The organism is Streptomyces sp. NPDC031265, from assembly GCF_055570295.1.
Genome location: NZ_JBVIHM010000007.1, coordinates 69,113 through 94,295, shown reverse-complemented (window position 1 = coordinate 94,295; position 25,183 = coordinate 69,113). Strand labels below are relative to the sequence as shown.

Below are 25,183 nucleotides of genomic sequence, written 5' to 3'. Positions count from 1 at the left end.
GGCCACACCGATACTCGTAAGAAACGCATCTTCCCCTCCCCGCCCAGGGGGTTGTATCCGGTCACCCGTACAGCAGGAGGCCCCGTTCCCGTCCGGGACCGGCGCCTCGTGCGTGTGATGCCGAGACCGCCTTTCCCCCGCAGGGGAAAGGCGGTCTGCGTACGGCAGGGCCGTGCGGCCTGACGTGAGGGAACGTCAGTCGTTCTTGCGGACGTTCCCGAAGGCCGGGTTCGGCAGGCCGATCACGTTGACGGAGTTCCCGCAGACGTTGACGGGCACGTGGACCGGCACCTGGACGAGGTCGCCGGACAGGATGCCCGGGAAGTGGGCCGCCTCGCCCGACGCGTGGCTGTCGGCGGCGGCAGCGGCGGAGAGGGCGAGAGCCTTGGCGGTACGCGACATGAAGAAGCGCTCCTCTTGATGTGGAGCTGTGGCCGGGCGTTCTCGCCCGGCCTACCGATCAACGCAGACCAGGCCCCGGGTTGTGGCCCGACCGGGTGAACTCAGCGGTTGATGCAGGTGTGGCCGAAGGCGGGGTTCGGCAGGCCGATCACGTTGACGGTGCTTCCGCAGACGTTGACGGGCACATGGAACGGCACCTGGATGAGGTCGCCGGACAGGACGCCCGGGAAGTGGGCCGCCTTGCCGTCCGCGTGGCTGTCGGCGCCCGCGACACCGGCGCTCGTACCCACCATTGCCACGGACTTGGCAATTCGATTCATCACTTTTTCCTTTCACGCCAAAGCAGGGCATTCCTCAACGAGGCCGCTTTACGATCGGATACGGATGATCACCCGATGGGACACTCCGAAACACATTCATGACGATCCCCGGCGATGAATACGGCTACAGTTGCTCCCCACCCATTGACCAAGCGAAACGGCAGTAAGTCGGATGCTCAGCCATCCGGCTCAGCAATTCAGAATTCCGTGACCGACCCCGGGGAACGACACCCGTTCGACGGTCCGCTTATACGAATACCTTCAGATGAGCGGAGTGACTGCGCGTGCAGCCGCAATTCCCCGAGGCCGAGGCCGAAGCCGGACCCGGGCCCGGGCCCGTACACGTCCTGCACCTCGTGCAGCCCGTCGACGGCGGAGTGGCCCGGGTCGTCGCCGACCTGGTGCGGGATCAGCTCCTGCGCGGAATGCGGGTGTCGGTGGCCTGCCCGGGCGCGGGGCGCCTGGGCGCGGAAGCGGCCCGGCTCGGCGCCGACACGTACACCTGGGAGGCGACCCGCGCCCCGGGCCCTGGCCTGCTCGGCGAGACCCTCCGGGCCGCCCGCCTCATCCGCCGCATCCGGCCCGACGTCGTCCACGCGCACAGCGCCAAGGCCGGGGTGGCCGCGCGGCTCGCGGTGCGCGGGCGGGTGCCGACCGTGTTCCAGCCGCACGCCTGGTCGTTCGAGGCCGTCACCGGCCCCGTCGCGCTCGCCTCGCGCGCGTGGGAGCGGGCCGCGGTGCGCTGGACGGCGCGGGTGGTCTGCGTCAGCGAGGGCGAGCGCCGCACCGGCGAGCGCGCCGGGGTCCGTAGCCGCGCGGTCGTCGTCCCCAACGGCGTCGACCTCGACCGCTACCGCCCGCCCGCACCCGGCGAGAACCCGCGCGCGCAGCTCGCCGCGCTCCGAGGGGTGGACGCGGACGCGCCGCTGGTGGTGTGCGTGGGGCGGCTGTGCCGCCAAAAAGGCCAGGACGTGCTCCTCGACGCCTGGCGGGCGCTGTCCGCCGAACTGCCCGCCGCCCGCCTCGTCCTGGTCGGCGACGGCCCCGACGAAGCGGCCCTGCGGGCGGCCGCGCCCCCGTCCGTCCTGTTCGCCGGGGCCATCGACGATGTCACCCCCTGGTACCGGGCCGCCGACGTGATCGTCCTGCCGTCCCGCTGGGAGGGCATGGCGCTCGCGCCCCTGGAGGCGATGGCCTGCCAGAAACCCGTCGTCGTTACTGATGTGGGCGGCTCCTCGCAGAGCCTGCCGCCCGGGCACGCGCTGTTCTGCCTCGTCCCACCGGACAGCCCGCAGGCGCTGGCCCGGTCCGTCGGCGCGCTGCTCGTCAACGCGCCGCTGCGCACCGCCCTGGGCGACCAGGGCCACCAGCACGTGACCACCACCCACGATGTACGCCAGACGGCGGAAGCGATCGCGGACCTCTACCGCGAACTGTCCGGCGCCCGGCGCTCCGAGTGCAGGGAACCCACCGACAAGTCAACCAGCCGATGTTGAGGAGCCGGACTCGTAGCCCGGCTTTCACATCGCTTCGCGCTCCCGACCGCCCCCCACGACAGGGCGGTCACGGGTCGCATCCACCACAAGAAACGAGGTTATGTGCCTTGCAGTGCGGGACTGCTGACGAAGCCCCACGCCGAGCGTGCGCGGCTGCGCACGCTGACCCCGGCGACGTGGTCGGCGGGCCCAGCGAGGCCGCACCGACGACAGCGGAAGAGGTCCCGCGTGGGCCGGTCGGCCCGCTCGGCGTCGCCGCAGCGCGGACAGCGCTGCGACGTGTACGCCGCGTTCACCTCAAGGAACGGCACCCCGGCACGCTCCGCCTTGTAGGCGAGGAATCCACCGAGTTGGTGAAACGGCCAGGAAGAGAGCGCGGCCCGCTGGTCGCGGGAGGGCCGTACCCGTTCGCGGATGCCGCTGAGCTCCTCAAGGGCAAGGTCACGACCGGTGCGTTGGGCGACGGCCACGATCTCCTTGCTGATGGTGTGATTGGTACGGGTGGCGTGCCTCGCCTCGCGCTTCGACATGCGTGTGGCCCGGCGGGTTGCCGAACGTGTCTGCTTGCCCTGTCTCCCTCTGGAGATCGTTCCGGGACCGCTTGCCCGTCCGGAACGCGACCTCAGAGGCCCGATTGGCCGCAGCGTTGCAGGCATGCAGGGCCGCCTCGAGTGCCGCCGCCTGAGCGGGCGCCGGCAACAGCTTCACCTGCACCACGACCTTCACCCGTTCACCGTAACCGGAGCCGCTGACAATGCCCGCTGACCAGGGGCTCCGGTATAGCCGGAGTGATGCGGGGGCGCTTCGCGCCACCAGCCCAAGAACATCGTTCCCGCCCCCTCCAAAGGGCCGAGATTCCAAGCGAGACATCCGGTGACTGCGGACCACACCGTCCCCTCCCCAGGAGGGGGCGTTCCTTCCCCGGCGGGTCCGCGCCGGGGCGGCGGGGGTGCGGCGGGGGCCGTTTCGGTGGTGGCGGGGCCCGGCAGGGCGTCCGCCGCCCCGCCGCCGCTGCCCGCGCGGGCCGCGCCCCGGCCCCGTACGGACACCGTCCTGATGGCCGCGGACGGCTGCGCCGTGCTGCTCGGGGCGGCGGCCGGCGGCGCGGGACTGCCGCGCCCGGCGGCCGCCGCGCTGGTGCTGTGCGTGCTCGTCCTGAACGGGCACGCCGGGCTGTACCGGCCGGGCGGGATCACCGTGGCGCGCGGCGTCCTCGACGAGGTGCCCGCGATCGTCTTCCGGGCGGCCGTCGCGTGGTGCGTGCTCGCGGCCGTGCGGCCGGGACCCGCGCTCGGGCTCTCGGTGCTCGCCGCCTCCTGCGCCGTACAGACGGCGGTGAGCGTGGCGGCGCGGGCCGGGGCGTACGGGGTGCGCAGGCGGCGCGCCGCGCGCTCACCGCGCTCCGCCCTCGTGGTGGGCCCGGCGACGGCGGCGCTCAGGGTGACGGCCGCGCTCGGGCGGCGCCCGCAGGGCGGGATCCGGCCCGTCGGCGTCGTGGTCCCGGTGCTCCAGCCGGTGCCCGAACCGACCGGGGTGCCGGTGCTGCGCACCATCGAGGAGGTGCAGCGCGCGGTCATCCAGAACAGCGTCCGCGACATCCTGTTCACCGACCCGGACGCCGCCGACCCCTCCCACTCCGTACTGCTGCGCCAACTGGAGGGCTGGGGCTGCGCCCTGTGGTACGTCGACACCCGCGCCCCCGGGGCGGGCGGCGGGACGGTGCGGGGCGCCCAGCTCGCCGGGTTCCCCGTGCGCCGGGTGCAGGCGGCCGGCATGAGCCGTCCGGGGTTCGCCGTGAAGCGGCTGCTCGACCTGTGCGTGGCCCTGCCCGCGCTGCTGCTCACCACGCCCGTGCTCGCGGTGTGCGCGGTGCTGCTGCGCACCAGCGACGGACCCGGCGTGGTGTTCCGCCAGGAGCGCGTGGGACGCGACGGGCGCCCCTTCACGCTCTGCAAGTTCCGTACGCTGCGCCCCGCCGACACCCACGAGGCCGCCACCCGCTGGAGCGTCGCCGGCGACGAGCGGATGAGCCGCACCGGCCGCGTCATGCGGCTGACCTCGCTGGACGAGCTCCTCAACCTGTGGAACGTGGTGCGCGGCGACATGAGCCTGGTGGGGCCGCGCCCCGAACGGCCCTACTTCGTCGCGCAGTTCGGCCAGACCCTCCCCGGCTACCCGGCCCGGCACCGGATGCCGGTCGGCATCACCGGTCTCGCCCAGGTCGAGGGGCTGCGCGGGGACACCTCCATCGAGGACCGGGCCAGGTACGACAACTACTACATCGACCACTGGTCGCCCTGGCAGGACGTGTGCGTGCTGCTGCGCACGGCGGCGTCCCTGGCACGTCCGACGGGGAGCTGACGATGGGTGAGACCGCGGCGGCGATGCCCGGGACCGCAGCCCCGCCCGCGGCCGCCTTGACCACGGCCGCCGTACGCCGCCACGCGCACCTGCTGCCGCTGCTCGCCGTCCTCGCCCTGCTCGCGGTGCCGCCACCGGGCGGCGCGGGCGCCGAGGACTCGGGCACCGGAACCCTCGCGGACGCCGCCTCCGGCGTCCTCGTCCTGTGGGCGCTCGGCTCGTCGCTGCGGTCCGGGGCGCGGCCCCTGACGCGGCTCGCGGCCGGGGTGTTCGCGGTGGCCGCCGCCGGGATCGCGGTGGCCGCCGCCGGAGCCGGGGACCCGGGCGAGGCGCTCGCCGGGATGGCCCGCTACCTCCAGATCTTCGTCCTCGTACCCGTCTCGGTGCTGCTCCTGGTGCGCGACCGGCGCGACTTCACGGTGGTCACCGCGGCGCTGGTGGCGCTCGCCCTGTTCGAGGGCGCGGTGGGCGTCCACCAGTACCTCACCGTGACCGGCGCCTCGTACATGGGCGAGGACATCCGCGCGGTCGGCACCTTCGGCGCCTCCGACATCATGGGCATGGCCACCGTCGTCGCCTACGGGCTGGTGGCCGCGGTCGCCTTCGCGCTCGCCCCCGGCGCCCGCGCGGGCCGCGCCCAGCGTCCGGCGGCGCTGGTGTGCGCGGGGCTGCTGCTCCTGCCGCTCGCGCTGTCGTTCAGCCGGGGCGCCTGGATCGCGACGGCCGTCACCTGCGTGGTGGTGCTGCTCCTGGCGGGCGTACGGCGGGCCCTGCGCGTCGCGGTGACCGCCGTCGCGCTCGCCGTGGTCGTGGTGGGCGGCGCCGGGGCCGGGACCGCGCTGCTCCAGGAGCGCCTGACCAGCATCACCCAAGTGGCCGACGCACCCGACCAGTCGGTCACCGACCGGTACACGCTGTGGAGCGCGGCCGCCGGGATGTGGCGCGAGTCGCCGCTGACCGGCGTCGGCCTCAAGGGCTTCCCGGCCCACCGCGACAGCCACGCCCCGCTCGCCCTGTCCTCCGGCAGCGACACGGCGGGCGCGGGCGCCGCCTTCCGCCGCCAGCCGCTGCTCTCCCCGCACAACATGTACCTCCTGGTCCTGAGCGAGCAGGGCCTGGTGGGGGTGTGCACGCTGGTGGCGGGCTGGGCGGCGCTCCTCGTGTGCGCACTGCGACGGCTGTACACGGCGGCCAGGGCCCCGGGCCACCACGGGGACAGGGACTGCGGACTGGCGGCCACCGGCCTCCTCCTCTGGCTCCTCGTCGACTTCTTCTACGGCGACATCGGCGGCCCCTCCACCATCCTGACCGCCTTCGCGCTCGGCCTGGCCGCGTGGTGGGCGCTGGCGCGCCGGGACGGTGCCGGGGAGGCCCCGCGGCGATGAGCGACGCCTCCCGTACGCTGCCCGGGCCCGCGCCGACGGACCGTCAGACCGATGACCACCGCCTGCACTCCCCCTCCGGCGGGTTCCTGGCCCGGGCGGCCGCCGTCACCGCCGCGCTGACGGTGGCGGGGGCGGTGCTCGGGCTGCTGCGCGACCAGACGTTCGCGCACGTCTTCGGCGCGGACACCGGCACCGACGCGTTCCTGGTGGCGTGGACGGTGCCGGAGGTCGCGGCCACGCTGCTCATCGAGGACGGGCTCGCCCTCGTGCTCGTACCGGCGTTCAGCCTCGCGGCGGTGCGACGCGGGCACGGCGGCCCCGACCCGGTCCGGGCGCTGGTCGCGGCCACCCTGCCCCGCCTCATGCTGGCGCTGACCGGGGTCGCGGCGCTGCTGATCGCGACGGCGCCCGCCCTGGTGGAGCTGCTCGCGCCGGGGCTGCCCGAGCCGGATCTGGCCGTCGACTGCACCCGCCTCACCACGACCTGCGCGCTCACCTTCGGGCTCGCCGGATACTGCAGCGCCGCGCTGCGCGGCCACGGCCGCTTTCTCGCCCCGGCGACGATCTACGTGGCGTACAACGTCGGCATCATCACCGTGCTGCTCACCTTCGGCGGCCACTGGGGCGTACGGGCGGCGGCGGCCGGGGTCGCGGCCGGCGGCTGCCTGATGGTGGCGGCCCAGGCGCCGTCGCTGTGGCGGGGGATGCGGCGGACGGGGCGGCCCGGAGCGCAGTGGGGCGACGGGTGGCTGCACGGCCTGCTGGGGCGCGCCGGACGCCCGCGCGGCGGCCGGGGTCGCGGCCGGCATTCGGGCCCCGGATCCCGCAGACTGCCCGCGCCCCGCGCACTGCCCGGCCCCAAGAAGCACTCCGCCCCGAAGCACTCCGCCCCGAAGCAGCCCACCGGCGCCCTGCGCCTGGCCATGGTCGCCCCCGTCGTCGTCTTCGCGCTCAGCCGCCAGTGCCAGACCCTCGTCGAGCGCCATCTCGCGGCACCGCTGCCCGCCGGGGCCATCTCGCACCTCAACTACGCCCAGAAAGTGGCGCAGATGCCGATGGTGCTCTCCCTGATGCTCTGCACGGTCACCTTCCCCGTGGTCGCCCGGGCGCTGGCGGCGGGCGAGACCGAGGTTGCCCGGCGGCGCGTCGAGGGCGACCTGATGGCGGCGGGCGCGATCGTGCTGCTCGGCGGCGCCGTCGTCATCGGCTGCGCCCCGCAGATCGTCGAAGTGCTGTTCCAGCGCGGCGCGTTCGGGCCGGCCGACACCGCCGCCACCGCCTCCGTGATGCGCGTGTACGCACTGGGCCTGCTCGCCCAGACCATGGTGGGCGTCCTGGTCCGCTCCTACTTCTCGGCGGCCCGCCCCACCTGGTACCCGGCCGCCACCATGCTGGTGTGCCTCGCGGTGACGGCCGCCGCCGGGGCGTGGGCCGCGCCCCTCTGGGGGGCGCGCGGCATCGCCGCCGCCAACGCGCTCGGCATCGTGACCGGCGCCCTGCTGCTGCTCGCCGGCACCGACCGCCGCTCGGTCGGGCTCGCCCGGGGCCGGGTCGGCGGCGAACTGCTGAAACTGGCCGCCGCCGGGGCCGGGGCGACCGCCGTCTGCTGGTGGTGCGCGGCCCGCGTCGCCGACCCGGTCGCCGCGATCGCCACCGGCGCGCTGGCGGCCGTGATCGTCTTCCTCGCCCTGGCCCGCGCCGCCCGCGTACGCGGCCTCGACCCCCTCGCCCTCCTTCTGACCCTGCTCCGTCTGATGTCCCGCCCCGTCACCCGAAGGCTGAAGCATGCCCGTTGACACCCCTGCCCTGTGGGCTGCGATGTACCACTCGGTCGGCGCCCGCGCCGACGACCCGTACAACATCACCGTCACCCCCCGCCGTCTGCAGCGGCAGCTGCGCTGGCTGCGCGCCCGGGGGCTGCTCGGTGTCGGCATGGCCCGGCTGCTGCGGGCCCGCGCGGCCGGCGGCGGCACCCGCCTGGTGGGCCTCACCTTCGACGACGGGTACGCGGACTTCGCCGAGGAGGCGCTGCCGCTGTTGCGCCGCTACGACTGCACCGCCACCCTCTTCGCCCTGCCCGGGCGCCTGGGTGGCGCCAACGACTGGGACCCGCTCGGCCCGCGCCGCCTCCTCCTGGACGAGCACGGCATCCGGCGCGCCCTGACCTGGGGCATGGAGATCGGCTCGCACGGCCTGCTCCACACCGACCTCACCACCGCCGACGACGACACCCTGCGCCGCGAGACCGAGGAGAGCCGCGCCCTGCTGCGCTCGCTCACCGGCCGGGACGTGCTGGGCTTCTGCTACCCGTACGGATCGGTCGACCAGCGGGCCCTCGACGCGGTGCGCGCGGCCGGCTACAGCTACGCCTGCGCCATCGACCCCGGCCCCCTGACCGGCCGTTACGCCCTGCCGCGCATCCACATCGGCGAGAGCGACACCGCGCTGCGCCTGCACCTCAAACGCCGGCTGCACCGCTGGCGCCGCCGCCCGCCCGGGGACGGCCCGGGGGCCGGGTTCGTCCCCGAGGACCGCCCGTCGGTGCTCGGCCCGCCGCGCGCACCGAGCGAACCGATCGAGCGGAGCGACGCACGCGTACCGGACCCGGAGGCCCCGTGAGAGTCCTGCACGTCATCACCGGCCTCGGCGTGGGCGGCGCCGAACAGCAACTGCGCCTGCTGGTAAGGCAGTTGCCCGCCTCCTGCGAGGTGGTCACCCTCACCAACCCGGGCGCCGTCGCCGAGGGACTGGCCGCCGACGGGGTGGACGTGAGACACCTCGGCATGACCGGCAACCGCGACCTGAGCGCACTCCCCCGCCTCACCCGCCTGATCCGCCAGGGCCGTTACGACCTGGTCCACACCCACCTCTACCGCGCCTGCCTGTACGGGCGGGCCGCCGCCCGGCTCGCCGGGGTGCGCGCGGTCGTGGCCACCGAGCACTCGCTCGGCGCCGCCACCATCGAGGGCCGCCCGCTCGGCGCCGGGGTGCGCGCGCTGTACTTGGCGTCGGAGCGGCTCGGCACCTCCACGGTCGCCGTCTCCGCGACGATCGCGCGGCGCCTGCGGGAGTGGGGCGTGCCCGCCCGCCGCATCCACGTGGTGCCCAACGGCATCGACGCGGACCGCTTCCGCTTCGACGCGGTTCGACGGGCCCAGGCGCGCACCCTCCTGGGCCTGCCGCAGGACGCCTTCGTCGTCGGCGGGGTCGGCCGCCTGGTCGCGGGCAAACGCTTCGACACCCTGGTCCGGGACCTGGCCCACCTGCCCGGCGCGCATCTGCTGCTGGTGGGCGGCGGGGAGCAGGAGGCGGCGCTGCGGGCGCTCGCGGCACGGCTCGGGGTGGCCGGGCGGGTGTGCTTCGCGGGCGAGTGCGCGTACGAGGGCGCGGGCGGCGGTACGGGCGGGGGCCTCGACCTGCCCTCCCTGCTCGCCGCGATGGACGTCCTCGCCTCCCCCTCCGCCGACGAGGCGTTCGGCCTCGCCGTGGTGGAGGCCCTGGCGGCGGGCCTCCCGGTCGTCTACACGACCTGCCCCGCCGTCGACGACCTGCCCCCCGGCCAGGCGCCGGGCGCGGTACGGGCCGACGCGGCGGGCTTCACCGACGCCCTGCGGGCCGTACGCGACACGGCGGGTGGACGCCTCCCCGTACCCCCGGCCGTGGAGCACTACACGGTGGCCGCTGCGGCGGCGCGCCTGACGGCGGTCTACGAGGCGGCCCTGCACGGCACGACTCCCGTACTCGGCAAGCACGTTCCTTCCGTCCCTTCGGACACCTCAGTCACCTCAGGAGTGAGCGCACGATGAGCAAATCCCGCAGGGCGTGGCGCCCGATGCGGTCCCACCGGGGCACCCGGGCGCTGCCGAGATGGTGGCCGCTGTCCGCGTGCGCGCTGCTCGGCACAGTGGCGGGCGGCGTGTACGGGCTGGCGCGGCCGGCCGAGTACAGCGCGACCAGTTATGTCGTGGTCACGCCCACCGGCAAGTCGGACCCCGCCACCGCCCTGGGCTTCGCCCAGGCGTACGGGCGGGTCGCGACGCAGGTCGCGGTGATCGGCGACGCGCAGGCCTGGGCGGGCGTCCCCGCCGACACGATCCGCCGCAATGTGCAGACGGCGACCTCGCCGGACGCGCCGATGATCGCCATCACGGGCACCTCGCAGCGGCCGGGAGAGGCCGCCGACATCGCCAACGCGGTGGCCCGCTCGCTGACCGTCAACGGCATGCACACCGAGGCGAGCACGGGCGTACGTCTGGTCCAGTTCTCGCGAGCCGCGAAGCCCGTCGACCCGTCGTCGGCGCCCGCCTCGCTCACCGCCCTGGTGGGCGGCTGCGCCGGGGGCCTGGCGGGCGGCCTGATCCTGCTCGTACGGCCCAAGCGGCGCGAGCCCGCGCCCGTGCCCGCTCCGGCCACCCCTGCCGGGATGCCGTACGGGGGCGCCCGGTGACGGTCGTCGCGTCGGGGACCACCCTGGTGACCGAAGTGTGCACGGACACCGGCCGGTTCGCGGCGCTGGCGCCCGAGTGGCGGCGGCTGCACGCCCGCTGCCGCACGGCGACCCCGTTCCAGAGCCACGCCTGGCTGCACTCGTGGTGGACGTCGTACGGCGTGACCGGCCGGCTGCGCGTCGTCGTGGTGCGCCGGGGCGGCGAACTGGTCGCGGCGGCCCCGCTGATGCTGCTCTTCCGCCCGCTGCGCACCCTGGTGCCGCTGGGCGGCTCGATCTCCGACTTCACGGACGTACTGCTGGACGACGGCTGCCGGGACGAGGCGGCGCGGGCGCTGGTGGCGGCGGTGCGGGAGGCGGCGGGGGGCGCGCTCGTCGACCTCCGCGAGGTACGGCCGGGCGGCGCCGCCGAACTGCTGCACGCCCACTGGCCCGGCGCGCGGGCCCACCTGCCGGACTCGGCGTGCCTGGAGCTGCCCGCGGCCCCGATGGACGACCTCCTCACCCGCCTCACCGCGAAAGCGGCCCAGCGGGTCCGCGCGAAACTCCGCAAGGTGGACACGCTGGGGGTGCGGGAGCGGGCGGTCCCGCCGGAGGAGGTCGCGACGGCCCTCGATTCCCTGCTCACCCTGCACCGGTTGCAGTGGCAGGGCCGCGGGGTGACTCCCGAACACGTACACCCCCGGTTCGCCGAGCACCTGGCCCGGTCGGTACGCCTGATGGTGGCGCAGGGGGAGGCGGTCCTGACGGAGTTCCACCTGGAGGGGCAGATCGTCGCCGCCGAACTCACCCTCCAGTCACCGTTCCTGGCGGGCGGCTACCTCTACGGCGCCCACCCCGCCCTGCGCGAGCGCAAGGTGGACGTGGCGGCGATGCTGATGCGCGCCTCCACCCGCCGCCTCGACGGCAGCGGCCGCGCCGTACTGAGCATGCTGCGCGGCAACGAGCCGTACAAGCACCACTGGCGCCCCGACACCCTCCGCAACCAGCGCTTCCTCCTGGCCCGCGGCACCCGCGCGGCCCCGCTGCTGTGGTGCTGCGTGGGGTACGCACGGGGGCGGCGGTGGACGGCGGGTTACCTGAGGGGGTGGCGGGAGCGCCGGGCCGGCGGCCGCTGATCCGGATCCGGGGACCGGTGCTGCCGGGTGACCTACTCGGTGTGCAGCACCGAGGCGATGGTCATCCGGGCCGCCGACCGGGCCGGGACCAGGGCGCCGAGGACCGCGATCGCCACACCCGCCAGGAGCATCGCGGCCAGCTGCGGCGCGTGCCAGACGTCCTTCATGTACTCCGGGAAGTCGACCACTCCGACGTGGTCCACGACGAGTCGGTGGGCCACCATCCCGAGCGGGATGCCGAGCACGCCGCCGACCGCGCCGAGACCGGCGACCGAGGTCACCGTCATCACCACCACCTGCCGGGGGGTCATCCCGATCGACTTGAGCATGCCCAGGTCCCGGCGCCGCTCACGGGTGTTCAGGAGGACGGTGTTGAAGACGCCGAGCGAGGCGACCAGGGTCAGCAGCGCGGTGAACACCGTGGAGAAGGTGATGACGGTGGCGGTACCCGCGTTGCCGGCGTCCAGCACCGACGCGTGCAGGCCCGGGTCGAGCGCCGCCACCGCCTCGGCGTAGGCGCGTGCGTCGGCGCCGGGGGCGAGCCGTACCGTGTACTCGGTGGCGTGGGCGTCCGGTGCGAGTCGGGCGAGGGTGTCCCAAGTGGCCTCCAGAGCACGGGCGTTGCCCTCGATGAGCTGACCCACGACGGTCGCGGTGACCTTCCTGCCGTTCAGCTCCAGAGTGACCCGGTCGCCGAGCTTCAGCCCGCGCTGGGTCAGGAAGGCCGGTCCGGCCACGATCTCGCCCGCCTCCTCCGGCGCCCGGCCCTTGACGACGGTGTGCTCGTACGAGGACGCGTCACCGCGGTAGAAGTCGGCGAAGACGGGCTGGGTCTGCCCGGTCATGTTCGCCTGGGACAGCGCGCGGGCCCGTACCCCCTGCGCACCCGGCAGGGAGCGCAGCCGTTGTTCGATCTGTACGTCACCGAGCCTGGTCGGGGTCCGGCCGTCGCCCGACCCCCCGGTCGTGACGTGGATCCGTTCGCCGCCGTCTTCCCGCCCGACGTGGCCGAACGCCACCAAGGTGCTGGTCAGTCCGGTCGTCAGGGTCACCGTGGTGACCCCGAGGACGATGGCCGCCAGGGTCAGCAGGGTGCGGCCGGGGCGCGCGAACGGCTGGCCCAGGCCCAGGCTGACCGGGCGCGGCAGCCGGGTGGCGCCGAGCATCCGCTGGACGCGCAGCCCGCGCCCGGTCCGCGGCGCGCCGCCCGCGCTGATCGCCCGTGCGGCGGGCAGCCGGTGGGCGCGCAGGGCGGGGACCAGCGCGGCCAGCAGGACGAGGGCGGGCATGCCCACGAGGCAGGCCACGGACACCCACAAGCTGATGTCGCCGACCGAGGCCCGGCCCACGTCGATGCCGGTGAACGCGACCTTCAGGATCGGCCCGGCCAGCGCGTCGCCCAGCAGGGTGCCAAGCACGCAGCCCACCACCGCCGGTACGGAGAGCATCGTCAGGTAGACCGCGACGACCTGGTTCGGGGTGAAGCCCAGGGCCTTGAGCACCCCGATGTGCCGGTAGCCGGAGACGACCGCCCCGCTGACCACGTTGCCGACGATCAGGGTGGAGACCAGCAGGCCGAGGACGCCGAAGAGCGTCATGAACGGGAGGTAGGAATCGGCCAGCGCGGAGAAGGCCTGCTTGAGGGTGAGGTAGGTCTGCGCGCCGGTCAGCGAGTCCTCGGGCAGTCCGGTGGTGGCCCGGGCAAGCCCGGCGCTCAGCTGGGCCTCCGTCGAGGAGTCCGTGAAGCGGTAGAGCATCTGGGCGGAAGTCGGGTGCAGTGCGGCCATCTGCCCGGGCGAGACCCAGGCGCTCGCCGACTTGCTCATGCTGGCGGCGAATCCGACGACGGTCAGCTTCGCTCCGCCGGGGATCTCCAGCTTGGTGCCGAGGAGCTCCGTGCCGGGGGAGCCCTGGACGGACCAGTTGACGACGATCTCGCCGGGCGCGGTGGCCCAGTGGCCCTCCAGCAGCTCGATCCGGTCCACGGGGCCCGCCGGATCGGCCCGGCCCACCACGCTGAGGGTGCCGCCCGCCATCCAGAGCCAGCCCTTGGGGATGTCGACGACGGCCTGGCCGAACGGTCCGGCCGCGGCCTGAACCCCGGGCTGCCGGGCGGTCCGCGCCAGCTGCTCCCGCGAGACCTTCGTGGTGTCGAAGGCCGCCACCGTATGGGCACCGCGCTGTTCGGCGTACGCCTTGTCGAAGGGGCCCGAGGCGGCGCTCAGCAGCGCCAGCGCGAGCAGGACGGTCGTGGTGGAGCAGAGCACGACGAGACCGATGACGAAGGTCTGGAGCCGGCGGCGCTTCACGGCGGCGCGCGAGGCTCTCCATACGGCGCTCACGCGGTCGCCTCCAGCACGCTCTCGCGGGCGACCCGGCCGTCGGCGACTTCGATCAGCCGGCTGGCGCAGCGGGTGGCCAGCTGCGGGTCATGGGTGACGATCAGCAGGGTCTGGCCGATCTGGTTGAGGTCGATCAGCAGATCCATCACCTGCTCGCCCGACCGGCTGTCGAGGGCGCCGGTCGGCTCGTCGGCGAGGAGCAGGGCCGGGCGGTTCATCAACGCCCGTGCCACGGCGACGCGTTGGCGCTCGCCGCCGCTCAGCGTCGCCGGATAGTTGTTCCGGCGCTCGGCGACACCGAGTTCGTCCAGGAGCTCCAGGGCCCGGCGGCGCGCCTGCCGGGCCGGGGTGCCGGTCAGCTGCGCGGCCAGCGCCACGTTGTCCAGGACGGGCAGGTCGTCGATGAGGTTGAAGAACTGGAAGATCATGCCGACGTTCCGCCGCCGGAACAGTGCCAGGCCGGTCTCGTTCAGCTTCCCGAGGTCGTGGCCCTGCACCTCGACCGTGCCCGAGGTCGGCCGGTCCAGGCCGGCCACCATGTTGAGCAGGGTGGACTTGCCGCAGCCGGAGGGGCCCATCACGGCGACCGCGTCGCCCGCCCGGATCTCCAGCGAAAGGCCGTCCAGGGCCTTCGCGTCGCCGTACTCCTTGTGTACGCCGTCCAGCCGCACCACTACCTGCCGGGCACCATCATGATCAGTTGTCATGGCTCGAACTTAGGTCCGGGTCCGATGACGGGGCGTCACCCCCCGGATGTATCCGTCCGGGCAGGTCATCCCGGGGATGTACGGAGCTGCATCCGGGGGCCGATGCGCGGCGCGCCGTACACCTGCGAAGATGATCAGGTGGGGGAATCCTGGACGATCTGGCTGGTCATCGCCCTGGCGGCGGCAGTTGGCGCCGCCGGGTGGCTGTACGTAGTGGCGCTGCGGGCGCGGCGGCGGCACCGGGCGGCCATCGGGGAGCGCGGCTGGCTCCTTGAGCGGGAGCGCGAGAGCGCGACGCGGACCGCGGTGGACGCCGAGCGGGCCAGGATCGCCGCCGAGCTCCACGACATCGTCAGCCACAACGTGAGCGTGATGGTGGTCCAGGCCGGGGCCGCCCGCGAGGTGCTCGCCACGATGCCCGCGGAGGCGGCGGCCGCGATGAGCGCCGTCGAGACCGCCGGGCGGAACACGATGACCGAGCTGCGGCACCTGCTCGGCCTGCTCGCACCCGCGCAGAACGGCGAGGACGAGCCCTACGACGTGGACCTGTCGCCGCAGCCGAGCCTGAGCCGGCTCGGCCCGCTGGTCGACCGGATCGCCTTCGCCGGCCTGCCCGTCGAGATGCGTGTCTCGGGCGAGCCGCGCCCGCTGCCGACCGGAATCGACGTCACCGCCTACCGGATCGTCCAGGAGGGCCTGACCAATGCGCTCAAACACGGGGACGGGGCGAAGGCCGAGGTGACGGTGCGGTACGCGGACCACTGCCTGCGCGTCGAGGTGCTGAACAGCGGACCGAGCGTCCTGTCGGGCGGCGCGCCCGCACCCAAGGAGCCGGGCCGGGGCCCGGCGGACGGAACGGGACGCGGGCTGCTCGGCCTGCGGGAGCGGGTCGCCGTCTACGGCGGCGACCTGGACGCCCGCCGCCGCCTCGGCGGCGGCTACCGCGTCCGCGCCCGTATCCCGCTGGACCGGCCATGACGACGCCCACCGGGCGCGCCCCGCGCGTCGTGATCGCCGACGACCAGGAGCTGGTGCGCACCGGCTTCCGCCTGATCCTGACCGCGCGCGGCATCGACGTGGTGGGCGAGGCAGGTGACGGGGCCGAGGCCGTGGCCGTCGTGCGCGGGCTGCGGCCCGATGTCGTACTGATGGATATCCGGATGCCCGTCATGGACGGCCTGGAAGCCGCCCGCCGCATTCTTGCGCAGGCCCCGGACTGCCGGGTGATCATGCTGACCACCTTCGACCTCGACCAGTACGTCTACGCCGCCCTCGCCGCCGGGGCCAGCGGCTTCCTGCTCAAGGACGTCACCCCCGCGCATCTGGCCGCCGCCGTACGCCTGGTCGACACCGGCGACGCCCTGCTCGCACCCTCGATCACCCGCCGCCTGGTGGAGCGCTTCGCCTCCGGCGCCCCGGCCACCGGTCCGGGCCCCGCGACGCCGGCCGTCCACCGGGACCTGGCCGCCCTGACACCGCGCGAGCGCGAGGTGCTGACGCTCATGGGCCGGGGTCTTTCCAATACCGAACTGGCGCGGGAACTGACGCTCAGTGAGGCGACGGTGAAGACCCACGTGGCCCGGATCTTCGCCAAACTGACCCTGCGCGACCGGGCCCAGGCCGTCGTCCTCGCCTACGAGACGGGACTCGTCTCACCGGGCGACTCAGCTGACACCACCGACCCTCACCGATAGGTGCGCGGAGGCGGTCAGACGGTGGCCACCAGCACGTCCTCCCCGCTCGACGGGCGCAGACCGTCGGTGCGGCCGGCGAAGTAGCGCTCGGCGTGCGAGGCCGCCGAGACGTGGTGGGCGTCCTTGAAGCCGGATTCGCGGGCCAGTCGCAGCATCTCCTGCGGGGCGTAGAAGCTGAGGAACGGCGTGCCGGACGCCCGGGCGCCCTCCTCGCTGGCCCGCAGGCCGGGGCGGTCGGCCTCGTCGACGAGTTCGGCCGGCAGCAGGAACGTCATGGCGAGCGTCGAGCCGGGGGCGAGCGAGGCGATCTGCCGCAGGGTGGCGGCGGTGGCCTCCTTGGTGAGGTACATGGTGACGCCGGTGGAGACGACGACCGCGGGCCGGGAGCTGTCGAAGCCCGCTGCGGCCAGTCGCTCCCACCAGTTCTCGTTCGCCTCGAAGTCGACCGGCACCAGGTGCAGCCACTCGGGGATGGCGTAGCCGAGTTCGGCCAGGCGGCGGCGCTTCCAGGCCTGCGGGCCCGGCTGGTCCACCTCGAAGATCCGCAGGCGGGAGGCGATCTCGGGCCTGCGCTGGGCGAAGGTGTCCAGGCCCGCGCCCAGGATGACGTACTGGGTGACGCCGAGGTCCGTCTGCTCGGCGATCAGGTCCTCGATGAAACGGGCGCGGGCCGCCATGGCCGCACGCAACCCGCTGGTGCGGTGCGGGTCCATGTCCGGGCGCTCGCGCCAGCCGTCGCCGGGGTCCGCGATCCGCAGACCGATCTCGTCCTCGACGACGTGCGGGGCCGGGTCGACCTGAACGTGCATCGCCCGCCACAGGGCGGTCCGTACGGCGGTGTTGTCCGGCGCGGCGATCTGCTTGTCGGCTGTCGCGTCCTTCATGATGTTCCCCCTCATGATGTTCCCCCTCGTCCGTTCCTGCGTGATCAGTTCTTGCCGGGAGCCTGCAGGCTCCACACGCGCCCGTCGGGGTCGCGTACGGTCATCTCCCTGGTCCCGTAATGGGTGTCCTCGAACGGTGTGACCACGTCGAGGTCCGCGTCGGGGCGGAAGGCGTCCGCGTCGGGCACCTTCAGCACGATCCGCGTCTGGGGCTCCTGGTCCTCGGGGACCTCGGCGATGAACACATACGCGCCGTCGCCGTTGCGGAGCAGCGCGGAGTTGTGGTCGGTCGCGAACTCCAGCTCGTAGCCGAGCGTCTGGAAGAACTTCGCCGCCCTGCCCCAGTTGTGGGTCGTCAGGAAGACGGCCTCGATTCCTTCGGTGGCCATTCCTTCGGTCGCCATGTCAGTTCTTCCCCTCGGTCGGTTGCCGTCCGGTCCCATGGGCGTCATCGAGGTAGGCACGCAGCGCGTCGGCGACCAGCGCCGACAAGGACGTGCCCGACTCGATGGCCTGGTACTTGACCTGCTTGATCAGCGAGATCGGCAGGTACACGTTGAATTGCTTGACTTCCTCATCACCCACGAGACCGATGCTAGCATCCTAGTGACCTAGCAAGCTAGACCTGATGGGACGCCGGATACGGCCTGCCCCCGCCCGGCCCGAAGGCCGGACGGGGGCAGGCGGTTCAGCGGCTCACCGGCTCACCGGTTCCTGAAGTACCAGTCGAACCGCAGGCGGAGCTTGCCGACCCAGTACTCGATCCAGGGACCCAGGTCCCCCGGCTGGCAGTTGGCCGAGGGAACGGGCGGCGATACGGGCAGCTTCACCGGAGCCGCGACCGGAAGCACGGCTGGGCTCGGCGCGGGCGGCTTTACCGGAGATGTCACCGGCAGCTTCGATGTCGGGGTGACAGGGGGCGTCACCGGCGGAGTGATTGGCGAGGTCACCGGCGGGGTCGTCACGGGCGGAGTGACCGGCGAGGCCACCGGCAGCTTCGATGTCGGGGTGACAGGGGGCGTCACCGGCGGAGTGACCGGCGAGGCCACCGGCAGCTTCGATGTCGGGGTGACAGGGGGCGTCACCGGCGGAGTGATTGGCGAGGTCACCGGCGGGGTCGTCACGGGCGGAGTGACCGACGGGGTCACAGGCGGCTTCGATGTCGGGGTGACCGGCGGCGTGACCGGCGGCGTGACAGGCGGCGTGACCGGCGGGGTCACCGGCGGGGTCACCGGCGGCTTCGATGTCGGGGTCACCGGCGGGGTCGTCACGGGCGGAGTGACCGGCGGCTTCGGGGTGACAGGGGGCGTCACCGGCGGCTTCGGGGTGACAGGGGGCGTCACCGGCGGCTTCGGGGTGACAGGGGGCGTCACCGGCGGCTTCGGGGTGACAGGGGGTGTGACAGGGGGCGTCACCGGCGGCTTCGGGGTCGGGTCCTTGCGGCCGGACAGGACCGACCGGTACACCTGCGACGCCTTCGGGTTGGCGCCGCACTGCCACACCCCGTGCGGGCAGTAGTCGGTGATGGTGTTGTAAAGCGGCTTGTGCGCGTCCATCCATTCCAGCATGCGCCGCATGTATTCGGGGTTGTCGCCGTTGCGGGAAAGCCCCCACTCCGGATAGGAGATCTGCTTTTTGTGCGCGGCGGCGAAGTCCACGTGCTGCTGCAGGCCGTACGGTTCCTCGACCTGTTCGTCGAAGGTCTCGCCCGGCGGCTGGTCGTAGGAGTCCATGCCGATGACGTCCACGACGTCGTCACCGGGATAGCATTCCGTCCACGGTACGGCGTCCCGTCCCCGGCTCGGCGCGAAATCGAAGCGGAGTTTCTGGCCGGGCACCGAGCGCATCGCGGTGACGGCGCGCCGCCAGTATGCCTTCCAGGCCTCCGGGTCGGGCCCGCAGCGATGGGTGTACGTGGTGCCGTTCATCTCCCAGCCCAGCACGATGACCGTGTCCGGGATGTTCAGCGCGACCAGGCGTTCGGCGAGTTTCCTGAAATGCTCGTCGAAAAGGCCTTCCTGGCCCTGCCTCAGCAGTCTGCGGACCCGGTTGTCCGAGACGCCTTCCTCGTTGTGGGCCTGCATCGGCACATTGAGCACGAAAAGCCGGTCGGCGCGCTCGCGCCGCCAGCGCGCCCAGCTCTCCAGGAAGTACGCACGGCCCTCGATATCGCTCCAGGTCCCCCCGGGCAGATAGGTGTGACCCACCCTCAGATCGGCTCCCCCCAGCCACTTCTCCAGCTCCCCGATCCGCTGCACGCCCCGCTCGTCGGACTCCAGGAACGCGCCGAACCAGGTGGTGGAGGGATGCTTCAGGCCCGGTTCGGCGCCGCCCGCAGGCCCAGGGTCGCGTCCCGGCGGGGCAAAGGCGAGACACGAGGCGAGGGCACCGGCCGCCACAACCGCGCACGCCGCTTTGTAGGTTGCCGTGGCCGACCGGCTTTTCCGCCCGTGTTTTCCGTTGCGGTGCTTCCCCTGGCGCATGTCCACTCCTCCACGTCGAATCCCCCATACCTCATATACCCAGTTGGAAAATATTCTTATTACGCTGATCGGGAAGATAATCAGTTGGATACGTTGATCCCCCTATTGGGGTAGGCATACAGTCACCGCCACCGGCGCCGGGGAAAGGACACCGCCAGGATGCCGCCGAGAACACGCCCGCGATGTACGAGTACGACCTGATCGTCGTCGGCGCGGGCCCCTACGGCCGCTCGATCGCCGCCCACGCCACCGCCGCGGGCCTCCACCTGCGCCTCCTGGGCCGCCGCACCGAGCGGGCTGCGCTCCCGGTGGACGAACGCACGGTGACCGCGGTCCGCCCGTACGGCCGCGACGGCTTCGAGGTGGTGACCGAGGACGGCGAGAGCATGCGCACGCGGACGGTGGCACTGGCCCTGGGACCCACCCCGTTCACCGAACCGCCCCTCCCCACAAGGGAGTTCCGTCCCCGCTCCCCCTGCGGCGAGGCCGACCGCACAGGGCCCGACCCGGCCCGCCACAACCGGTTCCGCGCCGCCCACCCGGCCCTGTTCCGCCGCCTCCCCACCTTCGTACGCATCCTCCTGACCGACCGGCCGACCGGCCCCATGAACGGTGGTGGTGCCCGCTACCGAGCGAGCACCGACCGCGTCACCGTGCTGTCGATGCCGGTACGCCGCCGCCTCAGCCGCACCCCCGACGCGCCCCCGTGGGTGGACACCCGCTTCGAATCCGCCCACCCGGGGCTGTTCTTCGCAGGCCTGCTCACAGCGGCGTTCTTCGGCCCGGCGATGCGCTCAGCGCACGGGGCGGAGTTCACGGCGCGGCGGGTCCTCAAGGGAGTCCACAGACGGCTCGGCACGCGGCCGCGCTGACGCCGGTCGACCAGGCCCCGCTCCAGAGCCACGACCACCGCGTGCGTACGGTCGCAGACGTCGCGTTTGGCGAAGACCCGCAGCAGATGGGTCTGCACCGTGGCCTCCCCGATCACCAGCCGCCGCCCGATCTCCCCGTTGGACAGACCGTCGGCAACCGCGTTCAGCACCTGTGCCTCGCGCGCGGTCAGCGCCACCTGGGCGGGCCGGCGCATCCGGGCGCGAGCCTGGCTGGGCACGAGCCCGCTCTGCGGGGCGGAGCCGACCAGGACGCGGGCCTCGGCGAAGTTCTCGCGCGCCGTGTTCTCGCCCCCACACGCTCCACCTCGCCCAGCACCCGCATCCGGGCGCCGATCTCCCCTGCCGCGGTCCGGGCCTCGGCCACGTCCAGCCGCCCGGACCGGGCGTACAGGAGGACACGCTCGGTGGGCCTGCGCTGCAGCCCGCCATCGGCGGCGATCGCCTCGGCCCGCCCCGCCTCCCCGACCCTGAAGTCCTCGGTGGTGGCTTGGTCGGTGCCGACTGCGATGCCGACGCCGAGACACAGAACGACGAACACGAACCATCCGGCCACCGCACGCCACGCGTGCCGCGCACTCCAACGGCCTATCCGCACAGGAAGTCGACTCATACCCAGGATCCTGTCCGCCGGCCCCGACCCCCCGACACGCCCGGCCGGTTGAACTCGGGGTCCACCGGGTGGTGGACGTGGGGGAGCGAGAGGCGGGTGGGGCAACCCCCGGCTCGGCCCGATGGGCGATCGCCGGAACTCACCCCATCCCCCGCAACACCCCCTTCGTGAAGTCGTCCAGCGGATGGAACAGCTCGATCGCCAGCTCCGAGAGCGTGACGTCAGCCGGGCAGTGCACCGAGAACTCGCCCCGGACCAAGGGCGACGAGCCGCTCTCGCACATCCTCAGCCACATCCCGATCCTGTCCGGCAACGGCGCCCACGGCAGCCGACCCGACCGCGCTGAAAGGGCCGGACCACCGTCACCGGTGGTCCGGCCCTTTCGCGTACTCCCCGTACTCCCGTACGTACGGCCAGGGTCAGGGTCAGACGGGCCAGCAGGGGCGGGCCATCACAGCCTTCCACTCGCGGTCGGGCCCGCCCGGCAGGGTGCGGCCCTGAGCGGCCCAGGCGGCGGCGAGCTCCTGGTAGATGGGCGGCTCGGCGACGGGCGCGGGCGGCGGGACGCTCTCCCTGCGGCTGGCGGGGATGAACGCCTGTCGGTGCCAGGTGCGTTCGGGCTCCGGCATGTCTCTCACCTCGGATTCGCGGGAGCGGTCCTTGACACCCATACCGTGCGGGGCGGCCGTTCACAGCCCGGATGGGCCATTCGGGCCATCAATCATCAGCGGACGGCAACCGCTACCGGTCTCCGTCCGCTGATGCCTGCAGAGCTCCACCCGTGGAGCCGGAATCAGCTTGTTCTTTTTCTTCCGGCCTCGAACGGCGTCCCGAACTTGATCACTCTTGATCACTCAGGAGGGGGTTCGGCGAACGTGGGGGGGCGGCCTTGGCGTGATCCTGCGTGCTGTCCAGAGCGCGCGTTTCACCTTGTCGAGACCAAGACCGCCAGGGGTGAGTCTGCTGCATCACGATGTCCGGCAGGGAGCGTTCGCGGAAGCGTCACGCTTCCGGGGAGGGTTCTACGAGTGTCTGACCGCCCGACGGGATGAGTCATTCGAGCTGACCGACGCGCTGCTGTGTGTCGACGGGCCGGTCACCTCACCGGTGGAGTTGACGCTGGTGCCCGAGCACCGGCGTGGGCACGAAGCGTTGTACGGGGCGGGGCCCTCAACCGCGGCCGGATCGACGTCGACAGGCTGCGGGCCCAGCTGGCCGACATGCCCCTGCCGCGCTTCGACGGCGGCCGCCCGTGCTCGCGGTAGACGTGTAACCGTGGCTGCGCTCGGATGCGCCGTGCTCGGCGGACCGGTTGTTCTGCCATGTCTACGGGCGGGCGAAGTCCGCGTCGCAGTCCGTCCCGGGCCGGCCGTACTCCTTCGTAGCCGTCCTGGAGCCCGGCGCCACACGTGTCCCAGGCTGAGCGGCGGCCCGTTCGGGTGACATCTGCTGCACACCACAGCTTGGGCGGTGGTTGCGGCGTTGAGGCTGCGACGTGATCTCGTGCTGCGGCTGATGCCGCCTGTGGGCAGGGAATTTGTGATGATGACGGAAACGAGCGGCGACGTGTGCGGGTCGCATGTCGCGGTGTTCAACGTGCCGATGGCCGGTCATGTGATGCCGACCCTTGCTGTGGTCCGGGAGCTGGTCGATCGTGGACATCGGGTGAGCTACGCGGTGACGGCCGAGTTCGCGGCTCAGGTGCGCGCCGTGGGCGCGGAGCCGGTGGTGTATGAGGTGCCGCCGCTGGGTGAAGCACCGGAGGACATGGCGCAGGGCGTGACTCAGGTTTTGGGGGTGAACCTGGGCGCGCTGCCCCAGTTGGAGGCCGCGTTCGCCGACCGCCGCCCCGACGTGGTGCTGTACGACGTGTACGCGTGGACGGGCCCGCTGCTGGCCGCGCGTTGGGGCGTACCGGTGGTGCAGCTGGCGCCGACGCACATCCCCTACGAAGGGCTGGTCGAGGAGTTCTTCGGTCTGCGGGACATCGCTGAGATTCCCGGCTTTCCGCAGCTGGCGGCGGCGCTGGCAGATTTCGGGGTTCCGGGGGGCGTACACGCGCTGACATTGGCTCCGCCGCGGACCGTCGCGTTCTTCCCCCGGTCGTTCCAGCGGCGGCCCCAGACTGTACGGGCGGGCCAGGCGCACTGGGTGGGACCGGCGATCAGCGACCGCTCGTTCCAGGGCCGGTGGCAGGCCCCGGAGGGCGACAGGCCGGTGGTGTACGTATCACTGGGCTCGCAGTTCAACAACCGGTCCGAGTTCTACCGGGCCTGTGTGGATGCCCTCGCCGGTCTGGACCGGCATGTGGTGATGAGTGTCGGGGAGCAGGTTGCGGGGGCGGGCCTTGGCAGGCTGCCGGAGGGCTTCGAGGTGCACGCCAGTGTGCCGCAGATGGACGTGCTGGCGGCGGCATCGGTGTTCGTCACGCACGGCGGGATGGGCAGTGTCATGGAGGCCCTGGCGCTCGGGGTGCCCATGGTGGTGGTTCCGCAGATGGCCGAGCAGCGGGTGAACGCCGACCAGGTCCAGGACTTGGGACTGGGAGTGCACCTGCCGCGTGAGCGGGCCACCCCCGGGGCGCTGCGGGAGGCGGTCCTCTCCGTCGCCTCCGACCGACGGATCGCGGCCGCGGTGGCGGGGATGCGGCAGGAGATCGCGGCGGCCGGTGGCGCGGGGGCCGCCGCCGAGGTCGTCGAGAAGGTCCTGGCCGACCGGGTGGTGGTGGGCGGCTGATGGGGACACGCTCCTCCCCGGGCCCCGGACGTATCGGAGTGGTGGTGGCCGCAGCCCTGCTGGCGGGTGCCGCAGCAGGTCCTGGGGCGGCCACGACGACGGCAGCCGTCGACGCTCCCGCGACGGCCGAAGCCGGAAGGTGAGGAGGAAGCGGGGCGCCACGTCGGGGTGCGGGTGAGCGGTGTCGCCCTCCAGGCGGCGGACGGGATCAAGCTGGCCGCGACGGTCTACGAACCGGCGGGTAGGGGGCCGTTCCCGCTGGTGGTGGTCCCCGGGCCGTGGATCATCCTGCCTGCGGACCACAGGACACACTCCGCCCGCTACCGTGCGCTCGCCGCGTCGGGATACGTCGGGTCTTCTCCGACCCACGGGGCTTGCGGCGCTCCGGCGGTGGCTCCGACCTCGCAGGCCCGGCGGACACCTCCGACCTGTCCAAGGTCGTCGACCGGACGCTGGCGCACACCCAGCACACCCCCTGCCGCCAGCAGCAGCGGCCACCTGGGCGAACTCGAACGCCGCATCCATGAAGTCGAGATGGAGAACGTCTTCCTGAAAAGACGCGCGGCGTACTTCGCGAGGGATCCCCGGTAGCGAGCAAGTACGAGTTCGTCGACGAGATGCGACTCGACATAGTGGAGTACGCATACAGCGTCGAGTACATGTGCAAGCGACTCGACGTGTCCAGATCCGGCTACTACGACTGGCGCGGCCGCCCAGAAGTTGCCCACTGTCGCGTGAAACCAACGGCAGACACCTGTCCGGCAAACGCGAGGCCCCTCAAGTCAGCGCACACGCCATTGCCCAGGACACGTCGACGTCAACGTCCGGGCCCGCCTTTCAGTCCCGCGGGGTGACGCCCCTGGGGCACTGCACCACGGCAGTCACCGTCTTGCCCGCCGCATGGATGTCCACCCGCACCTCCACCGACAGCTCCTGCACCAGATGCCAGCCGAAACCGACCGGCCTGGTCGCATCCAACGGCAGGGACCGCGGAGCGACGGTGCTGGCGTCGTGCACCGCAACGGTCACCGTGTCCGGCCCGGCCTTCAGCTGGAACCCGGTCACCCCGCCGGCGTGCTGAACCGCGTTGGCGAACAGTTCCGACACGACCAGCTGCACCGCGTCCACCGCACTCCCGCCCTGCGGCGCGGCCACGGCCAGGAAACCTCGGGCCACGTCCCTGGCCTGCTCCGCCGGCCGCAGGCTGCCGTCATCGAGGGGCCCGCGGTCTTCCTTGGAGGGATGCACCATCACGGTCTCCGGCGGCTCGGTCCTTGGGATTCCTATCCGACTGCCCCGGACAGA

General features: G+C 73.0%; 22 protein-coding genes and 5 pseudogenes. 14 read left to right on the top strand and 13 right to left on the bottom strand.

Annotated features, from left to right (window positions below):
• Positions 1-195 precede the first annotated feature (195 nt).
• Positions 196-402 (bottom strand): chaplin, encoded by a 207-nt coding sequence (locus ACZ499_RS13595; protein ID WP_468674681.1) that lies wholly within the window; start codon positions 400-402, stop codon positions 196-198.
• A 101-nt stretch (positions 403-503) separates the two neighbouring features.
• Entirely contained in the window at positions 504-722 is a 219-nt protein-coding gene (locus tag ACZ499_RS13590) for a chaplin (RefSeq protein ID WP_468674680.1), read from the bottom strand.
• A gap of 284 nt (positions 723-1,006) precedes the next feature.
• Here ACZ499_RS13590 and ACZ499_RS13585 point away from each other — a divergent pair, with 284 nt between their 5' ends.
• Positions 1,007-2,218 (top strand): glycosyltransferase family 4 protein, encoded by a 1,212-nt coding sequence (locus ACZ499_RS13585; protein ID WP_468674678.1) that lies wholly within the window; start codon positions 1,007-1,009, stop codon positions 2,216-2,218.
• Positions 2,219-2,316: 98 nt separating this feature from the next.
• Here the strand turns inward: ACZ499_RS13585 and ACZ499_RS13580 are convergent, their stop codons facing one another.
• Positions 2,317-2,748, bottom strand: coding sequence for a zinc ribbon domain-containing protein (locus ACZ499_RS13580; protein WP_468674675.1), 432 nt, complete (start codon positions 2,746-2,748; stop codon positions 2,317-2,319).
• Between the two features lie 439 nt (positions 2,749-3,187).
• Here ACZ499_RS13580 and ACZ499_RS13575 point away from each other — a divergent pair, with 439 nt between their 5' ends.
• Genes ACZ499_RS13575 through ACZ499_RS13545 form a run of 7 tightly spaced genes read left to right on the top strand, consistent with a single transcriptional unit; the run spans position 3,188 to position 11,529 of the window.
• Positions 3,188-4,579, top strand: coding sequence for a sugar transferase (locus ACZ499_RS13575; protein ID WP_468674673.1), 1,392 nt, complete (start codon positions 3,188-3,190; stop codon positions 4,577-4,579).
• Positions 4,580-4,581: 2 nt separating this feature from the next.
• On the top strand, positions 4,582-5,964 hold the full coding sequence (locus ACZ499_RS13570; RefSeq protein ID WP_468674671.1) for an O-antigen ligase family protein: 1,383 nt from the start codon (positions 4,582-4,584) through the stop codon (positions 5,962-5,964).
• Positions 5,961-7,760, top strand: coding sequence for a murein biosynthesis integral membrane protein MurJ (gene murJ / locus ACZ499_RS13565; protein WP_468674670.1), 1,800 nt, complete (start codon positions 5,961-5,963; stop codon positions 7,758-7,760). Before ACZ499_RS13570 ends, murJ begins: the two co-directional genes overlap by 4 nt.
• 22 nt (positions 7,761-7,782) lie before the next feature.
• A complete protein-coding gene (locus ACZ499_RS13560; protein ID WP_468675015.1) occupies positions 7,783-8,583 on the top strand; it encodes a polysaccharide deacetylase family protein in 801 nt (266 codons plus the stop codon).
• Positions 8,580-9,770 (top strand): glycosyltransferase, encoded by a 1,191-nt coding sequence (locus tag ACZ499_RS13555; protein ID WP_468674668.1) that lies wholly within the window; start codon positions 8,580-8,582, stop codon positions 9,768-9,770. The genes ACZ499_RS13560 and ACZ499_RS13555 overlap by 4 nt, the downstream gene beginning before the upstream one ends.
• Complete coding sequence (locus tag ACZ499_RS13550; RefSeq protein WP_468674667.1) at positions 9,767-10,411, top strand: YveK family protein; 645 nt, start codon at positions 9,767-9,769, stop codon at positions 10,409-10,411. The genes ACZ499_RS13555 and ACZ499_RS13550 overlap by 4 nt, the downstream gene beginning before the upstream one ends.
• Positions 10,408-11,529: a GNAT family N-acetyltransferase gene (locus tag ACZ499_RS13545; protein ID WP_468674665.1), complete on the top strand. Its 1,122-nt coding sequence runs from the start codon at positions 10,408-10,410 to the stop codon at positions 11,527-11,529. Before ACZ499_RS13550 ends, ACZ499_RS13545 begins: the two co-directional genes overlap by 4 nt.
• A 32-nt stretch (positions 11,530-11,561) precedes the next feature.
• Here ACZ499_RS13545 and ACZ499_RS13540 read toward each other — a convergent pair whose 3' ends face one another.
• Both ACZ499_RS13540 and ACZ499_RS13535 read right to left on the bottom strand, forming a co-directional pair.
• The gene (locus tag ACZ499_RS13540; RefSeq protein WP_468674664.1) at positions 11,562-13,871 is read right to left on the bottom strand and encodes an ABC transporter permease; all 2,310 of its coding nucleotides are present in this window, start codon (positions 13,869-13,871) and stop codon (positions 11,562-11,564) included.
• On the bottom strand, positions 13,868-14,578 hold the full coding sequence (locus tag ACZ499_RS13535; protein WP_468410334.1) for an ABC transporter ATP-binding protein: 711 nt from the start codon (positions 14,576-14,578) through the stop codon (positions 13,868-13,870). The genes ACZ499_RS13540 and ACZ499_RS13535 overlap by 4 nt, the downstream gene beginning before the upstream one ends.
• 138 nt (positions 14,579-14,716) lie before the next feature.
• Here ACZ499_RS13535 and ACZ499_RS13530 point away from each other — a divergent pair, with 138 nt between their 5' ends.
• Positions 14,717-15,556: a sensor histidine kinase gene (locus ACZ499_RS13530; protein WP_468674662.1), complete on the top strand. Its 840-nt coding sequence runs from the start codon at positions 14,717-14,719 to the stop codon at positions 15,554-15,556.
• The gene (locus ACZ499_RS13525; protein WP_468410338.1) at positions 15,553-16,272 is read left to right on the top strand and encodes a response regulator; all 720 of its coding nucleotides are present in this window, start codon (positions 15,553-15,555) and stop codon (positions 16,270-16,272) included. The genes ACZ499_RS13530 and ACZ499_RS13525 overlap by 4 nt, the downstream gene beginning before the upstream one ends.
• A 14-nt stretch (positions 16,273-16,286) precedes the next feature.
• Here ACZ499_RS13525 and ACZ499_RS13520 read toward each other — a convergent pair whose 3' ends face one another.
• The 4 genes and pseudogenes from ACZ499_RS13520 to ACZ499_RS13505 all read right to left on the bottom strand — a co-directional run.
• Positions 16,287-17,156: a class I SAM-dependent methyltransferase gene (locus tag ACZ499_RS13520; protein WP_468674660.1), complete on the bottom strand. Its 870-nt coding sequence runs from the start codon at positions 17,154-17,156 to the stop codon at positions 16,287-16,289.
• 44 nt (positions 17,157-17,200) lie between these two features.
• A complete protein-coding gene (locus tag ACZ499_RS13515) occupies positions 17,201-17,545 on the bottom strand; it encodes a VOC family protein (RefSeq protein WP_468410475.1) in 345 nt (114 codons plus the stop codon).
• Positions 17,546-17,561: 16 nt separating this feature from the next.
• The gene (locus ACZ499_RS13510; RefSeq protein ID WP_389895094.1) at positions 17,562-17,741 is read right to left on the bottom strand and encodes a ribbon-helix-helix domain-containing protein; all 180 of its coding nucleotides are present in this window, start codon (positions 17,739-17,741) and stop codon (positions 17,562-17,564) included.
• 713 nt (positions 17,742-18,454) lie between these two features.
• Positions 18,455-19,639 (bottom strand): annotated as a pseudogene (locus tag ACZ499_RS13505) (glycoside hydrolase family 26 protein); the annotation flags it as partial.
• A 182-nt stretch (positions 19,640-19,821) separates the two neighbouring features.
• On the opposite strand from ACZ499_RS13505, the gene ACZ499_RS13500 reads away from it, so the two are divergent.
• Positions 19,822-20,511: a hypothetical protein gene (locus tag ACZ499_RS13500; protein ID WP_468675028.1), complete on the top strand. Its 690-nt coding sequence runs from the start codon at positions 19,822-19,824 to the stop codon at positions 20,509-20,511.
• A 2-nt stretch (positions 20,512-20,513) separates the two neighbouring features.
• On the opposite strand, the pseudogene ACZ499_RS13495 reads toward ACZ499_RS13500, so the two are convergent.
• A pseudogene (locus ACZ499_RS13495) lies at positions 20,514-20,732 on the bottom strand (response regulator transcription factor); the annotation flags it as partial.
• Positions 20,733-20,809: 77 nt separating this feature from the next.
• A pseudogene (locus tag ACZ499_RS13490) lies at positions 20,810-21,142 on the bottom strand (MMPL family transporter); the annotation flags it as partial.
• A 230-nt stretch (positions 21,143-21,372) separates the two neighbouring features.
• Here ACZ499_RS13490 and ACZ499_RS13485 point away from each other — a divergent pair.
• Positions 21,373-21,471 (top strand): annotated as a pseudogene (locus ACZ499_RS13485) (rodlin); the annotation flags it as partial.
• Positions 21,472-21,567: 96 nt separating this feature from the next.
• Here ACZ499_RS13485 and ACZ499_RS13480 read toward each other — a convergent pair.
• Positions 21,568-21,771, bottom strand: coding sequence for a hypothetical protein (locus ACZ499_RS13480; protein ID WP_468675026.1), 204 nt, complete (start codon positions 21,769-21,771; stop codon positions 21,568-21,570).
• Positions 21,772-22,096: 325 nt separating this feature from the next.
• Here ACZ499_RS13480 and ACZ499_RS13475 point away from each other — a divergent pair.
• A pseudogene (locus tag ACZ499_RS13475) lies at positions 22,097-22,550 on the top strand (transposase); the annotation flags it as partial.
• Positions 22,551-22,684: 134 nt separating this feature from the next.
• Positions 22,685-23,878, top strand: coding sequence for a macrolide family glycosyltransferase (locus ACZ499_RS13470; RefSeq protein ID WP_468674658.1), 1,194 nt, complete (start codon positions 22,685-22,687; stop codon positions 23,876-23,878).
• 837 nt (positions 23,879-24,715) lie between these two features.
• Here the strand turns inward: ACZ499_RS13470 and ACZ499_RS13465 are convergent.
• Positions 24,716-25,129 (bottom strand): ATP-binding protein, encoded by a 414-nt coding sequence (locus tag ACZ499_RS13465; RefSeq protein ID WP_468674657.1) that lies wholly within the window; start codon positions 25,127-25,129, stop codon positions 24,716-24,718.
• Between the last annotated feature and the right edge of the window lie 54 nt (positions 25,130-25,183).